16 protein-coding genes are annotated in these 13,491 nt (G+C 51.1%); 7 read left to right on the plus strand and 9 right to left on the minus strand.

The features are described from left to right. A partial coding sequence (locus tag B2R29_RS02640; RefSeq protein ID WP_301179662.1) for an efflux RND transporter permease subunit occupies window positions 1–673 on the plus strand: 673 nt, incomplete at its 5' end. 133 nt (window positions 674–806) lie between these two features. Further along, window positions 807–1,403 carry a DsbA family protein gene (locus B2R29_RS02645; protein ID WP_301179663.1) on the plus strand — a complete coding sequence of 199 codons (597 nt, stop codon included), beginning with the start codon at window positions 807–809 and terminating at the stop codon, window positions 1,401–1,403. A 215-nt stretch (window positions 1,404–1,618) separates the two neighbouring features. On the opposite strand, the gene B2R29_RS02650 is transcribed toward B2R29_RS02645, so the two are convergent. Together B2R29_RS02650 and B2R29_RS02655 are read right to left on the minus strand one after the other, a co-directional pair. Beyond that, entirely contained in the window at window positions 1,619–2,236 is a 618-nt protein-coding gene (locus B2R29_RS02650) for a cation diffusion facilitator family transporter (protein WP_068436093.1), read from the minus strand. Then, entirely contained in the window at window positions 2,229–2,612 is a 384-nt protein-coding gene (locus B2R29_RS02655; RefSeq protein WP_297532687.1) for an STAS/SEC14 domain-containing protein, read from the minus strand. The genes B2R29_RS02650 and B2R29_RS02655 overlap by 8 nt, the downstream gene beginning before the upstream one ends. Before the next feature lie 311 nt (window positions 2,613–2,923). Here B2R29_RS02655 and B2R29_RS02660 point away from each other — a divergent pair, with 311 nt between their 5' ends. Continuing rightward, a complete protein-coding gene (locus B2R29_RS02660; RefSeq protein ID WP_301179707.1) occupies window positions 2,924–3,829 on the plus strand; it encodes a DNA-binding protein in 906 nt (301 codons plus the stop codon). Between the two features lie 809 nt (window positions 3,830–4,638). On the opposite strand, the gene B2R29_RS02665 is transcribed toward B2R29_RS02660, so the two are convergent. From B2R29_RS02665 to B2R29_RS02675, 3 genes are all read right to left on the minus strand, one after another. Next, on the minus strand, window positions 4,639–5,307 hold the full coding sequence (locus tag B2R29_RS02665) for an RluA family pseudouridine synthase (protein ID WP_297532691.1): 669 nt from the start codon (window positions 5,305–5,307) through the stop codon (window positions 4,639–4,641). Further along, on the minus strand, window positions 5,304–6,683 hold the full coding sequence (gene yegQ, locus B2R29_RS02670) for a tRNA 5-hydroxyuridine modification protein YegQ (protein ID WP_301179664.1): 1,380 nt from the start codon (window positions 6,681–6,683) through the stop codon (window positions 5,304–5,306). Before yegQ ends, B2R29_RS02665 begins: the two co-directional genes overlap by 4 nt. Window positions 6,684–6,753: 70 nt before the next feature. Beyond that, complete coding sequence (locus B2R29_RS02675; RefSeq protein ID WP_301179665.1) at window positions 6,754–7,284, minus strand: hypothetical protein; 531 nt, start codon at window positions 7,282–7,284, stop codon at window positions 6,754–6,756. A 194-nt stretch (window positions 7,285–7,478) separates the two neighbouring features. On the opposite strand from B2R29_RS02675, the gene B2R29_RS02680 reads away from it, so the two are divergent. Beyond that, window positions 7,479–7,862, plus strand: coding sequence for a hypothetical protein (locus B2R29_RS02680; RefSeq protein WP_301179666.1), 384 nt, complete (start codon window positions 7,479–7,481; stop codon window positions 7,860–7,862). On the opposite strand, the gene B2R29_RS02685 is transcribed toward B2R29_RS02680, so the two are convergent. From B2R29_RS02685 to B2R29_RS02695, 3 genes are read right to left on the minus strand one after another with little or no spacing between them, the layout of a single operon-like run. After that, window positions 7,848–8,459: an IMPACT family protein gene (locus B2R29_RS02685; protein WP_297532697.1), complete on the minus strand. Its 612-nt coding sequence runs from the start codon at window positions 8,457–8,459 to the stop codon at window positions 7,848–7,850. The two genes, B2R29_RS02680 and B2R29_RS02685, sit on opposite strands and share 15 nt — an antisense overlap. Then, window positions 8,459–9,547, minus strand: coding sequence for a class I SAM-dependent methyltransferase (locus tag B2R29_RS02690; protein ID WP_301179667.1), 1,089 nt, complete (start codon window positions 9,545–9,547; stop codon window positions 8,459–8,461). The genes B2R29_RS02685 and B2R29_RS02690 overlap by 1 nt, the downstream gene beginning before the upstream one ends. Further along, on the minus strand, window positions 9,547–9,942 hold the full coding sequence (locus tag B2R29_RS02695; protein WP_301179668.1) for a hypothetical protein: 396 nt from the start codon (window positions 9,940–9,942) through the stop codon (window positions 9,547–9,549). Before B2R29_RS02695 ends, B2R29_RS02690 begins: the two co-directional genes overlap by 1 nt. Before the next feature lie 19 nt (window positions 9,943–9,961). Here B2R29_RS02695 and B2R29_RS02700 point away from each other — a divergent pair, with 19 nt between their 5' ends. Together B2R29_RS02700 and B2R29_RS02705 are read left to right on the plus strand one after the other, a co-directional pair. Beyond that, the gene (locus B2R29_RS02700) at window positions 9,962–10,903 is read left to right on the plus strand and encodes an AEC family transporter (protein ID WP_301179669.1); all 942 of its coding nucleotides are present in this window, start codon (window positions 9,962–9,964) and stop codon (window positions 10,901–10,903) included. A gap of 35 nt (window positions 10,904–10,938) precedes the next feature. Next, a complete protein-coding gene (locus B2R29_RS02705; RefSeq protein ID WP_301179670.1) occupies window positions 10,939–11,823 on the plus strand; it encodes a DUF4062 domain-containing protein in 885 nt (294 codons plus the stop codon). A gap of 30 nt (window positions 11,824–11,853) precedes the next feature. Here B2R29_RS02705 and B2R29_RS02710 read toward each other — a convergent pair whose 3' ends face one another. After that, a complete protein-coding gene (locus B2R29_RS02710) occupies window positions 11,854–12,219 on the minus strand; it encodes an ArsR/SmtB family transcription factor (RefSeq protein WP_301179671.1) in 366 nt (121 codons plus the stop codon). Window positions 12,220–12,435: 216 nt separating this feature from the next. On the opposite strand from B2R29_RS02710, the gene B2R29_RS02715 reads away from it, so the two are divergent. Beyond that, complete coding sequence (locus tag B2R29_RS02715) at window positions 12,436–13,467, plus strand: FAD:protein FMN transferase (protein ID WP_301179672.1); 1,032 nt, start codon at window positions 12,436–12,438, stop codon at window positions 13,465–13,467. Window positions 13,468–13,491 lie beyond the last annotated feature (24 nt).

Below are 13,491 nucleotides of genomic sequence, written 5' to 3' on the forward strand. Positions count from 1 at the left end.
TAGTCGAGAAAATGGGAAACGACGTGTTGTGGTAACAGCAAACGTGCGCGGGCGAGACCTGGGAAGTTTTGTTAGTGAGGTAAAAAAGGAAATTCACGAACAAGCCGATATCCCTCCAGGCTACTGGTTAGATTACGGCGGCACCTTTGAACAGTTGGAATCGGCCAGTCAGCGACTATCCCTTGTGGTGCCACTCACTTTGATGGTGATTTTGGGTTTACTGGTCATGGCTTTTGCATCACTCAAAGACGCATTGATTATTTTCAGTGGTGTGCCCCTCGCGCTCACTGGTGGCGTGTTATCACTGTATTTACGTGATATGCCGTTATCGATCTCTGCTGGCATTGGGTTCATTGCCTTATCAGGCGTAGCCGTTTTGAATGGTCTGGTGATGCTCGCTTTCATACGTCAACTTTGGCATGAGACGGGAGAATTGACCCAGTCCATCGTAGACGGAGCCATGATCCGACTACGGCCAGTCTTAATGACGGCACTTGTCGCAAGTTTGGGGTTTGTGCCGATGGCACTGAATACCGGTACCGGTGCAGAGGTTCAACGACCACTCGCGACAGTTGTGATTGGAGGGATTATCTCTTCAACTATCTTGACCTTGCTCGTACTTCCGGTGCTGTATCAGTGGGTCCACCGCCGAGATAACAAAGTTAGCAAATAATTGTCATACCCCGGCGAAAGCCGGGGTAGCTAACTCCGGCTGAGTCGTCGTGGCGATTAGCTGATGTACTAAATTATTTATAATAACAGAGGCCTGAAATTGCCGTCAGCAACTTCAAAGCAAGGGAAATATAATGAAAATACTTTTGAAAAAAATACCAACTTTATGGATTCAATTTCTGCTTTTTACCATTGTGATGCTGTCAGTATATCCGGTAACTGCTGATGACGAGGTTGCGCTTGGCCGCGTACAGGCACCGGTGACTATCATCGAGTACGGCTCGTTAACATGCGACTACTGCATCTATTTTCACAGAGAAGTACTGCCGCACATACAATCACGATATATCGATACTGGCCAAGTGCGTTTTATCTATCGTAATTTTCCAACCAGCAATGCGGCAATACGCGGCGCGGTGGCTGCGCGCTGTGCTGGTGACCTATACTATAAGATGCTAGATGTGTTGTTCGCGCGAGTAGGAGCTTGGGCCGAGGCGGATGATGTTGACAGAGCGCTGATTCAGCAGGCTGCCGCCCTCAACATAGATGAGGAAGACTTTTATGCCTGCATCAATGATCCGAGTCAAGACCAAGCTATAATAGCCGTGCAACTGCAAGCCAAAACAGAATTTGATATAATCGGTACGCCCACGTTTGTTGTTAATGGCAAGGTCGTACGGGGCAAAAAGACTATTGAGCAAATAGACGCTTTGATCAACAAAGCACTCTAGACTCTCGCCGGTCAGCCACCAATAAATCCGAATAGGGGGCAAAGTTATTCGCGCTTTTTAATACGAACATTTTGGAGGATGAAATGACTTTCGGGTATTGCCGGCAGGCGATCTATTCTCCAGGACGGCGATGGTTTTGATAATGATCACCGCCGCCTTGTGGAATCAGTGTATTGATCGCCGTTGCGTTTTTGTGATGCTCGTAAATACTTGCTTTATTCGCCATGCTTGTTGCCATGCTCATCATGTTTATCCATGTGAGCATCCCGCAAAATATCGATGCCACCATAGAGTGCAATGCATGCAACAGCGATCCCTACCAGCAAGTCCGGCAAATTTGAACCTGTCCAGATAACAATGATGCCCGCAAGTATCACGCCGCCATTTGCGACAAAATCATTCATGCTGAAAGTGGTCGCTGCGCGCAAATTTACATCTTTACTTTGCAATTTCTTCAACAGGTAGAGTGACAGAAGATTCACCACCGCTGCGATGACAGCCATCGTCATCATCATTGCGCCCGCAGGTTCCGATCCCTCAAAATAGCGACGAATCGCATCTAGCACCACGCCGCCGGCGAAGATTAATAGCATAATCCCGGAAAAACGTGCCGCGCCGCGCTTCCACGTGCGAGAACGAGATAAGGCAAGCAGACTTAATCCATACACAATAGCGTCGGATGAGTTATCAAGGCCGTTGGCGATAAGCGCGTTGGAGTCACCGACAAAACCCGTCGCCAAGAACCCCACCGCGATAGCCACGTTTAGCCAGAGCACAATCCAAAGCGTGCGACGCTTGTCAGCCGAATCGAGATCAAAATTGGCTTCACTCATAGGCAATATCTCCATGACCAGCACGCGCCCATAATTCAGCGCTGTCTATTTCATTGGAGTCAAAAAAGCGCATTTCAGCGGAGGGGAATAATGGGTCGAAAAGCTTCGTTCCCCATTCCTGCCAGTTCTTGTTACCCACGATAGCAATTCGGCCAAACTTATCCTGGTGTTTCGCATCGAACTTTAAATCGCGCCAAAGGCCGCTTAAGTCCCAGCCGGAGAAGTTGGACGCGAGCTCGATGAGCATGGGAACTGAAGCTGATTCCTTGGCCGCTATGCGCTCGAAAATCGGCACGAAGCGATCATAATCTGAACCTCCGGGCGTACCTCTGGCTTTAATTCGGACCAGTTCATTTTCTTCTGCTATATCAAGCATAACGTTTCCCTCTAGGCATTTTTAAGTGGCTGTTAGAGCAAGTATTCTGTAGATGTGACTACTCTCGTGACTATGGATTCATTATTGTGCAAGTGGGAGCACCACCAAACCAATCGCCAGCCAAGCATAAGCAATGATTGTAAACACCAGCAATATCCAGTCCCCAATACTTCTATCTGCTGACATCGACCCTTCTTTTTTCGAATACCACCAATATATAAATACGCCCGATAGAGCGATAAACATTACGTTTAAGAAAAAAGAGTAATCTATTTTAAAAAATTCCCGATCGGTCATCGATTTGGGACGCAATTCGCGTAGAGCTGGGCAATACCGGCTCTAGGTCCACAATCCATCGTTATTTTCGCGAGATCGAAGAAGAGGCGTCAGCTCGATTGGATGATGAGGCTCTGCTCAGCCAGCCTATAAAAGAGCTTGTCGGACGCCTTGCCTCAGTGCTCCGCCAGGAGGCTCAATCTCTAGTTGAAGAACATCAAACCAAGCATCAAAGCCAGGTAAGGTCACTTACCGATCGCATTCAAGAACTCGAAAGCTCGCTTGCCAACACAAATAACACTTTAGAAACAAAAGAGCGTGAGCTGAAAGTCGTGCTCTCCGATCATGATGCCAAAGAAACGTTGAAAGCAAATGCTGCCAAAGCCAATCAAGCCAACGAAAAGCTTCAAGTACTGTTAGCCGAGAAGCAGGCTCAGATCGAGTCACTGGAAGAAAAGCATCGTCACAACCGCGAAGCGATGGAGCATTACCGGCAATCCGTTAAGGATCAGCGTGAGCAAGATCAACGAAAACATGAGCACCAAGTACAGCAATTGCAAGCTGAAATCAGGACTTTAAATCAAACACTTTCTGTTAAGCAGGGTGATATCACGCAGCTGAACAAAGACAACGGAAGATTGGCAGCTGAGCTTGGCGCCACACAGAAAACGGTTGCAAAGCTGGAAGCCGAGCAGCGCAAACTAATAACAAATTTGGAGTCGAAATCAGCAGAAGTCGAGTCACTCAAAACCCAACTATCCGAGCTCGAAAAACAATCAGAGGAACTCGATAAGCTTAAAAGGCTGAATGAAGAGCTGCTCGCCTGGAAAGCCCAGGCGTCTGTATCGATTGGCAAGCTGGAAACGGAAATCTCAATTAAGACAGAAATGATGAATCGTTTACTGGAAGAAAGAAGTAAAACCCCGGAAGCCAGTGGATGACCTGCTGCTCTCAGGCTCAGTAGGGTATTTGCTCTTATCGCTGGCCACCTCAGGCGCTTCGCAGACCCTATTGCTGTTTTCCGACAGAGAGGGCTCATACCCGGTCGGCTGCGCAATTTTAGCCCAAAGAGCGGTGCAAATCGATAGCAGAAGTCAGCGTTATATCGAATTACGCATACCATGCGTAATTGCGCGTAATTTCCAAAAAATCGAGTGGCGCCAGGGGTTTGCATTCGAAGTGGCTAAATTTGGGAGTTTTACCGGCCACCTAAAAACTTGTCTCGGATATTTTCAATAAAAACAGTAGGTTAGGCCAGCTTTGGTGAATTTTCCAGGATGACGGCCGACCCTCTCTCTGGGACAAATTGGTGAAGCGGTTGCCTCAAGTCTCGCAGAGGCTGGATACATCGAAACCCCAAGGAAACAGCTATTTGTAGAGCGAATAAAGCACGCAGATGGAACCTACTTTGTTGGAATGTTAGGTGGTACCTTTTATGAATCGTCTATGTTTTCTGATGCTTTAGCTGAGGTCGTCAGCCCAATTGATTCACCAAGGTACTTGATCAGACGAAAGGGTAGTTATGGCCGCTCTGACTTTCATGCAGTACCGCTGAAGCTGGCCTTGAATAAAAGTAATGCTGAGGCCTTTCATCGAAACTGGGAGCGGTATGTCGGGCCGGCAGAGTTAATCTATACCCGAAACGCAGAGGGACGAAATGTCCTGGCGAAATCACGCCTTAAAGCGTTTTCATCGGCGTTTGCGCGGGAGGTTCGCCGGGAGGATCAGTGGCTTTGACTGCTGACTCTGTTTAAAAGCCGGGCTCCAATTTGAACTCCATGCGCTCCCCCGTTGCTGGGTGACCAAAATCCAGCTCTTTCGCGTGCAAGCAAAGTCTTGGTTCTGACTCCGCAGCATCGCCTGCGTAAAGCGTATCGCCAACAATCGGGTGTCCGATCTGCTGCATATGCAGGCGTAACTGATGCGAACGACCGGTCTTCGGAAACAGCGCGACGCGGGTATTACCGTTCTCCACAGAGAGTTTTTGCCAGCGTGTCAGTGCATAACGGCCGTCCGTGTGGCTGATCATCTGGCGTGGACGATTTGGCCAGTCGACGATGATGGGTAGGTTGATGCACCCCTGATTGCCGGATACTTCTCCCATCACGACCGCTTCGTAGACTTTGCGCGTGGTCTGGGCTTCAAACTGGCGCTGGACGGTATTCAGCGCTTTTTTGTCGCGGGCAAACACCAGAATGCCAGAGGTGTCCTGATCCAGCCGGTGAATCACCAGAATCTCGCCATAGCGTTCCTCGAGTCGACTGACGCAGGAGTCCTTCAGGTACCGCCCCGGCACGCTTAGCAGGCCGGCAGGCTTGTTGACGACGATGATGTCGTCGTCGATATAGAGCGGCGGGATCAGGCCGTCGTTCGGTATGTGGCGGGTATCCCGCCGTGAGGTGTGCCGACCCTCAGTCATGATGTTGGCGTCACCTGTTCGGCGGCGATCACTGCGCTTTGGTCTGGAGCATCTGGGAGGTTGCGGATCAGCATGGCACGCTTCATCGGCAAGTGCTCAAGGCCGTCTGCCGGAAGGGTAACAATAAAGCCGGAGCCCGGTGCGTCGTCGCGCGGATTGCCACCGGTGTCGCGGATATCATTCAACGTGTAAGTCACATTGCCCGCGGTGGTCATCAGCTCCACGGTGTCGCCGTTCTGGAAGCGGTTTTTCACTTCAATGGTCAGGCGTCCATCGCGAACGTCGGTCACCTGACCGACAAACTGTTGATGAACGGATGCCGAGTTGCCGCGTTCGTAGTTCTGGTATTCATCGTGCACATGGCGACGGAAGAACCCTTCGGTGTAACCGCGGTTTGACATGTTCTCAAGGGTATCCATCAGGCCTCGGTCAAAGCCTCTGCCTGCGACTGCGTCGTCAATGGCTTTGCGATACGCCTGTGCGGTCCGGGCGACGTAGTAATGCGACTTTGTACGACCTTCAATTTTCAGAGAGTGAACACCCAGCTCGACCAGCTTCTCGATATGCTGAATGGCGCGCAGGTCTTTCGAATTCATGATGTAGGTGCCGTGCTCGTCTTCGAACGCTGGCATGTATTCGTTAGGGCGGTTGCCTTCCTGCAGCAGGAATATCTTATCCGAGGTCGCACCGCGCCCGAGTGTTGGGTCGAACTCGTTCACCCCTTTCGGGATGACATCGCCACCGGCGGTTTCTTCTGCTTCGTGGGCGTCGTACTTCCAGCGGCAGGCGTTGGTGCAGGTGCCCTGATTGGGGTCGCGATGGTTCATGTAGCCCGACAGCAGGCAGCGGCCTGAGTAGGCGATACAGAGTGCGCCATGAACGAAAACTTCGATTTCCATTTCTGGGCACTTTTCGCGGATTTCGGCAATTTCCTCGATGGAAAGCTCGCGCGAGAGAATGATCCGGCTGACGCCCTGACGACGCCAGAACTCGACGCTGGCCCAGTTAACGACGTTCGCCTGTACCGACAGGTGAATCACCTGATCTGGCCACTTGTCTTTTACCATCATAATCAGGCCAGGGTCGGACATGATCAGCGCATCCGGCTTCATTTCAATGACGGGTTCAATATCGCGCATATAAGTCGCAATTTTTGAGTTGTGCGGGGCGATGTTGCTGGCGACGTAGAACTGCTTGCCCAGATTGTGGGCGTACTCAATGCCGGTGGCCAGATTCTCCATATTGAAGTCGTTGTTGCGTACGCGAAGGCTATAACGCGGCTGCCCGGCATAAACCGCATCTGCACCGTAGGCAAACGCGTATTTCATATTGTTCAGCGTACCTGCCGGAGAGAGCAGTTCTGGGGTGAAAGTCATGATGTAGCCTCCGCGGAAATTCGAGCGCGGAGACTAGCATAATTTGGCGTTTCTGGCAGCCGTCGCTGTATCAGGCGGTCAGGCCGAAAGGCGAGATCTCTGTGTCTGCCAAAGTACGGAGTACGGTTGCAGAAACAGGCCGTTGTTTAACATTGGCCAGTGTTGCCGTCCACTCGTTATCAAGGTCGCGCCAGTAGCTCGCCAGGCCTGCGCCATCACCGCCCAGTGCGTCGAGCTCCTGATGCAGTTCGTTGATGTTGCCTCGGATTAACGCAGTATCGTCGGAGTCTTCGTCGAAAAGGGCGGCAAAGGCAGTATGGGTCGCTGAGAATACCAGGGCGGCGATACGCCCATTGAGCGAGTCGGTGTTTTCGAACGTTGCTTCCCAGTCAGAAAATGCGTTGTAGAAGCGCTCAAGATTAGACTCTGACTTCAGGTCTCCACAGATAAAAGCCCGGAGTTTTGATGTTGCTTTTTTCCAATGCTCAAAGCTTGCGCCTGTCTCGCTTTCTTCGAGCGCTAAGTGCGGGGTGCAGCTATCGGCAAGTGCCAGGCACCAGGTGCTTCGAGCGATCGGGCTTAGAAGGTTATCGGATGACACGTATTAAACTCCGTGATCAATGGGTAGGTGCTTATTGTACAGAAAAAGTAGCAATGAGAGCTTGATCACATGGTCATGGTGAAGCATGTATGACAGTTCGCGTTTTACAAACTGGCATGGCATGTAGTCTTGACTTTGCATAAATCTCAGCGTTGTCTATTGTCTAATATGTGTACAGTGAAGCGGCAAGGCCTATGAATACTGAGCTTACACTGGTAGATGTATCCGGCACACACCTATCAGTCGATATTAATCAGCTCACCCCGATGGGATTTGAGAGTGTGATCAGTCAGCGTGAACTCGCTGAGTTGAGGGATGAGAGTGGCCGGTTTCGGGAATTCGAAATGCAGTTGCGCGCGTCTAATGATGAACAGAATACCTACCTGGAAAGTCTTGGCGTCTGTCGTGTGCATTCAGTCAGGCGCATCTGTGCGGATAAGTCGGTATTGTGTCTGCGTTTTGAGGCATCACCCTGTGATGTATACAAGCGTCTGGCGGGCGCTGGCATAGGAAATATTAACATTCACCCGATGGGTGAGATGTGCGCAGATATTCCAGAAATCTTACGGCGTGCCTGATGTTATTTCGAATAATCGGGCATCCCCGTGATTTCGCAGAAGGGTCTCCTGATCCTCTGTGACCGTTAGTGTAAGAGCAACCCCGGTTTCCGAATATTGCTCTTCCTCAACGGCGGCTCCGACTTCTATCGCTATATAGCGGGCCTGAGCTTCATTTTTGAAATCGCAGCGTATACATAGCGTCTTGACGGGGCGCCACTCCACCCAATTTTCTTTGCCAAAGCTCATGATCGCGTCCGACGCAGAACTGCCGTACGCGCGCTGAAGGCCGCCCATGCCCAGTTTAATACCACCGAAGTACCGGGTAATCAGAATTGCACAGTTGATTACGTTGTGGTGCTGCATCACTTTCAATATGGGTGGGCCACTGGTGCCGCCGGGCTCTCCATCATCACTGAACCCTTCGACTACCTGACCTTCCGGGTTTATGGCGCGAAAGCCATAACAGACATGATTAGCTTTGGGGTGGGCCTCCTTGAGGGCCTGCTGCCGTATCTTGGTAATCTCTGGGTCTGTGATCGGAAGTATTTCAGCGATAAATCGACTGTTTTTGACGTCTGTTTCGCAGCTGTGGCCGTTCAGTGGGAATACAAGCATTAGCGAACGCAGCGATAAATGTTGAAGCGTTTGTCGTCAGAAATAAGCGCTACGTCTTTAAATAGTCGCTTCAGTACTTTTGTGTACGGCAGGTGGCGGTTTGCAACGACAAGAAGCTCTCCGCCTTGGCGTAACTGATGGAAGCTCTCATGAAACATACTCTCTGCGATGGAGGTTAACTGTTTGTGGCCATCATGAAACGGGGGGTTGCAGATGACCATGTCGAGCGTTTCTTCCACGGAGGACAGGATATTGCCTTGTCGTACGTCTCCTCGCAGGTTGTTAGCCTGAAGATTTGATCTTGCTGCCAGTGTCGCCAGTTGAGAATCGTCGGTCGCTATCAGGGTTGCTTGCGGGTTACTTTTCGCTATATGCGCCGAGAGTATGCCGTTGCCGCACCCAAGATCGCAGATGGTTCCGGTCTGCCCTGTCGGCAGGTGTTTAAGTAGGGCTCGCGCGCCGGGGTCGGGCCTGTCGCCGCAGAATACGCCCGCAGGTGCTGACAGAGAAAATCCAGAGATATCGTAGCGTCGGGTCACAGGGGCGACGTCAGAAAACTTACTGAGGCCGCGTAATTTGACTAGCCTCGCTTTGCGGACAACCGGCAGTTGTTCGTAATGCTCCGCCTTCTCCTCAAGCCAGTTCAATAGTGGAATAGGTATGTGCTTGGCCATTCCGGCAAGAAGAATCGTGGCGTCTGGATATACTTTTGCCAGGTAGTAGAGCTGCGCAGATAGCTGCTCTTTCTGCTTGGGTATCCGGACCAGTACTTGAGTGTCTCGCGAACTCACATTGTCCAGACGGTCGGCATCTGAAAAATCTGGGTACTCCAGAAAAGTGGCTTCGGGCAGGCCGTTTTCGAGGCGATTCTGTTGCGTCGCTATTCGCGCACAAAAACTGTCATGCCATACCTGCGCTTCGGGGAATGCGCAGGACAGGGCACCGTACCGATCATTTAAAATTAGTCTGACTGGTGCATCAGACTCGTTGAGCATATATCCGTCAGCAGCATCCCAGGGCATGCTGATGTTTGCTGGCACTTCGGGATAGCAGCGAAGTGCCAGATCGGCTTCAGGCCAGTGGGGCATCAGTACAGATCTTCGTCGCGCTTGTTGTTATCAAGTAGGCTGAGAAGGTCAGGGTCGCGCTCTCTCTTCTCTTCTTCACGCTTGTCTTCGCGATCTTTTTGCGAATCATTGCGCTGCGTGTTCTCTTTCTTGCGGGCGGCCGCCTCTTGATCCGCTTTCAGTTGCTTCTTTGCATCCGGATTGGATTCAAGAAACTTCTCAAAAACAGATTTGTTCTTCTTGCTGGTGCGCTTGCCGCTTTGCCGATCGGTACCGGCCTCTCGCTTCAATTTCTTGATACTGCCGGTCTTCACCTGATGGATGCGAGACAGAGAGCGGGTCTTCTTTTTACGTGTCATGGTGACTACTTCGAAAAAATGATGTCCCATTCTACCGGAGTCACATGCTGTTTTCATCGGGTGTATACTCCGCGTCATGTATATCTCTCTGCTTATTCAAACTCTGTCCATCACAGCCCCGGTCGTCCTGCTTGTCGTGCTTGGGGTTTACTTACGTCACAAACAGCATATTGATGATGCCTTTGTGACTACCTCTTCACGGCTTGTCTTTAATGTGTCTCTGCCGGTACTTATGTTCCTGGCGATTGTGACAGCGGACATGTCAGTGTCCCAGCATTTACCACTGGTGTGGTTTTCGCTGGGGGCGGCGCTCGGCGCGTTCGCTCTTGTCTGGTGTGTATCAAGGTTTGTTCGTGTGCCTGCTGCGCGACACGGAGCCTTTGTTCAGGGGGCTTTTCGCTCTAATCTCGGTATTATCGGGCTGGCCCTCTGTCTTAATGCGTATCCGGAAGAGGGCGCAATACTGGGGGCGCTGGTACTGGCGGTCGTTACTCCGGTATACAATCTGCTTTCGGTGTGGGTGTTGGCGTCAGGGGATAAGGAAATCTCCTGGGGGCAGCAATTGATGACGACTCTCCGCAACCCTCTCATTATCGCCATAGGGCTGGCGAGCGTGGTTCGTCTGTCGGAACTTCTGCTTCCTCAGGTTCTTTTGCAGACGGGCGAAATCCTGGCAGGGCTGACGCTGCCATTGGCGTTGATCGGTATTGGTGCATCTCTGACAATGAGCAGGGCCCTGGTCGTCGACCCTGTGGTTTGGCTTGCGGTAGCATTGAAACTTGTGATTCTGCCGTCCGTTGTTGTTTTTTCGGCCTTTAGTTTGGGGGTTAGTGGCGCTTCTCTGGGCGTTGTTGCGCTGATGTTTGCGTCCCCTACGGCTGCTGCTGCGTTTGTTATGGCTAAGAGCATGAATGCAGATGCTCGACTCACAGCCGATATTATTGCCTTGTCGACACTTGGGTCAGGTGTGACGGTGACGACGATTATCTATGTTCTGAATCTGTCGGGGCTGTTATAGTTGGCCGCTTCACAGAACCCTATTTTCGTACGGAAATGCCGAAAAAAGACTATCTCCTGATCTACGTATCCAGTCTGCCGGATGATGCTGCAGCGCGCTTCGAGGTGGATCGACATATCGCCCTGGCGGGTGCCGTCGGTTCCGGCCTTGCCTGGGATGGGCGTTACGCGCAGTACGATTGGGAGTTGGTAAAACGGCAGATTGCTCAAGCAGATACTTTTTTGCTGCTGCTTGGCGAAAGCTACGGTCCGACGACGCCGACGGGCATCAGCTTTCAGCATCGCGAGCTGGTGTATGCTCAATCCCTTCATAAACCGGTCTATTATCTGATGCAGACTGGCATGGAAGGGAACCGCAGCAGCGACGTCAGACTGCAAGAGCTGCGACAGCAGGTCCGAAGTCAGGTCTCTGGCAAGATCTGGCACTTGCTGGATGAGCTGACTGTACACGTGAAAACCTTGCTCAAAAACTGGGATCGTGATGTTAGGGCGCTGACGGGCATGAGCGAAGAAAGCTCGACGGTGCAGCTATCGACCCGCTCAATTCCCGCTAAGGTCACTCCTGTCGGGACGCCTCCCAGAAAAGACATTGAGCTGATTGCTCAAGCCAACGTTTATCGCGGCGGAAATCTTGCACATCAGCTGATCAAAGTACCGATGAAGACAGACAGAATATGGCGCAGTATTTTGCCATTGTTGCGGCTTGGTGCCAGCGAAGATCGTCTGAGAGCGCACATGGAACAGGTACTGACGGCCGAAGTGAAGGCCAGATTGTTGTCTGACAACCCTGGAAGTCACGCGGTGGATGGTGTCAGGGTTGAGAGAAACCAGTTCAGACGCGTGCTGGATGATTGGTCTTCGGATGGTTACATAGAGCATGTCAGGCAGGGAGCACGCACTATCTGGTCACTCCCTTCCTAGTTTGAGGCCTGTTATCAGGCTAAGTGCTAATCAGCTACCCAGAAGATTAGAGCGCTGCTCCCATTCCGTTTTCATGCTGTCGCAGACCGTGTTGCAGACATCAAATATAAACGGTGCGGCGATGCTGAAAAATGCCATGTTACCTTCCTGGCGGCGCTTCACAAGGCCGTGCGTGCGCAACGTAGACAGGTGTTTGGAAACGTTAGGCTGTGATGCGCCGGTATTTTCGACCAGTTCAGTGACTGATTTTTCGCCACTCTGAAGTTGATGAAGAATTTTCAGGCGCATTGGGTCTGAGAGGAGTCTGAATCGCTGAGCAATCAGCTCTAGCATTTCATCTGACATGGGTTCAGCATTGCTCGGCTCTGCATTGTTCGACTCTGAATTCTTCAACATGGTGTCTCGTACTCGGCGTTTCGTTTCAAAAGTAATTCTCAGTCTCATTATATATGATGCCCAGCGAATCGAATATAACTGTTAAGTTATTGTGTCATTCCATTTTGTAATCCTTTCCAAGCTTTCGGCTATAAGGACGAAAAGGGGGAGCTGTCGTGGTGGAAGTTACAGTCACTCTGTATACTTCGCACAATCATGATGAAAGGCTTTGTATCAATGAATAAGCACCTTCTGGCAGTGATCGCTGTCTTAGTCAGTACGTTTCTCGTCGCTTCCTGCTCTGAACCACAGCCAGAACTTCGTCGCATTTCCGGCTTCACAATGGGGTCGCAGTATCACATCAGCTGGTTTGGTGGTGAGGCAACGCCTACAGAGGTGCATGAACAGGTCGAAGACAGACTGGCGCATCTGATTGCGGTCTTTTCTACTTATGAAAGAAACTCCGAGCTGTCACGGTTAAATGAAACCTCAGAAACCCTGGTCGGCAAGGCGGTTAATGTTAGTCCTGAACTTATGTCTGTCCTTCAGGATGCCAGCTACATCAATCGCTACAGTATGGGGCGTCTTGATGTGACTGTTGGCCCGCTGGTCAATCTCTGGGGGTTCGGTCCTGAAGAGCGGGAAGGGCTGCCTAGTCAGGCGGAAGTAGACCAACTACTAGATAACGTAGGGATGGATAAGTTATCGCTCGATAAAGAAAAAAATGAAATTAAGATGAGTGCCCCTTTGTATATCGACCTGTCAGCGGTCGCCAAAGGCTGGGCTGTTGATGACATAGGGTTATTACTGGAAGCCATGGAGATCAACGACTACCTTGTTGAAATCGGTGGCGAGGTTCGTATTCGTGGTGCGAAACCTTCTGGTGACTGGCGCATCGCTATTGAACGCCCGGTGATGGAGGTGGGGCGCTCGGCGCAGAAGATCATCGCCCCCGGAGATAATGCGGTCGCCACATCGGGAGACTACCGGAACTATTTTGAAGAAAATGGTCAACGGTATTCACACACTATTGATCCGCTGACGGGTTATCCAATTCGTCACGGCCTGGCGTCAGTCAGTGTTATTCTTCCTACGTGCTCACTGGCAGACGCGTGGGCAACGGCTCTTAATGTGGCCGGGCCAGAGGCGGCCATGGCACTGGCTGAGGCAAATGACCTTCCAGCCTATTTTATTATTCGTGATGGTGACGGTTTCAAAGAAGCCTCCTCATCAGCATTTAACCGGATGTTCGGCACCACAGGCCATTGATCATCGGTACTATTTTTGGAGTTT

The organism is Thalassolituus sp. UBA3500 (assembly GCF_002377545.1).
In the GTDB taxonomy this organism is placed as follows: domain Bacteria; phylum Pseudomonadota; class Gammaproteobacteria; order Pseudomonadales; family Oceanobacteraceae; genus Thalassolituus.

Coding starts and splice junctions, on each gene's coding strand:
- B2R29_RS02645 (WP_301179663.1), top strand. CDS start 807: ATGAAAATACTTTTGAAAAAAATACCAACTTTATGGATTCAATTTCTG.
- B2R29_RS02650 (WP_068436093.1), bottom strand. CDS start 2,236: ATGAGTGAAGCCAATTTTGATCTCGATTCGGCTGACAAGCGTCGCACG.
- B2R29_RS02655 (WP_297532687.1), bottom strand. CDS start 2,612: ATGCTTGATATAGCAGAAGAAAATGAACTGGTCCGAATTAAAGCCAGA.
- B2R29_RS02665 (WP_297532691.1), bottom strand. CDS start 5,307: ATGACTGAGGGTCGGCACACCTCACGGCGGGATACCCGCCACATACCG.
- yegQ (WP_301179664.1), bottom strand. CDS start 6,683: ATGACTTTCACCCCAGAACTGCTCTCTCCGGCAGGTACGCTGAACAAT.
- B2R29_RS02680 (WP_301179666.1), top strand. CDS start 7,479: ATGAATACTGAGCTTACACTGGTAGATGTATCCGGCACACACCTATCA.
- B2R29_RS02685 (WP_297532697.1), bottom strand. CDS start 8,459: ATGCTTGTATTCCCACTGAACGGCCACAGCTGCGAAACAGACGTCAAA.
- B2R29_RS02690 (WP_301179667.1), bottom strand. CDS start 9,547: ATGCCCCACTGGCCTGAAGCCGATCTGGCACTTCGCTGCTATCCCGAA.
- B2R29_RS02695 (WP_301179668.1), bottom strand. CDS start 9,942: ATGAAAACAGCATGTGACTCCGGTAGAATGGGACATCATTTTTTCGAA.
- B2R29_RS02700 (WP_301179669.1), top strand. CDS start 9,962: ATGTATATCTCTCTGCTTATTCAAACTCTGTCCATCACAGCCCCGGTC.
- B2R29_RS02705 (WP_301179670.1), top strand. CDS start 10,939: ATGCCGAAAAAAGACTATCTCCTGATCTACGTATCCAGTCTGCCGGAT.
- B2R29_RS02710 (WP_301179671.1), bottom strand. CDS start 12,219: ATGTTGAAGAATTCAGAGTCGAACAATGCAGAGCCGAGCAATGCTGAA.
- B2R29_RS02715 (WP_301179672.1), top strand. CDS start 12,436: ATGAATAAGCACCTTCTGGCAGTGATCGCTGTCTTAGTCAGTACGTTT.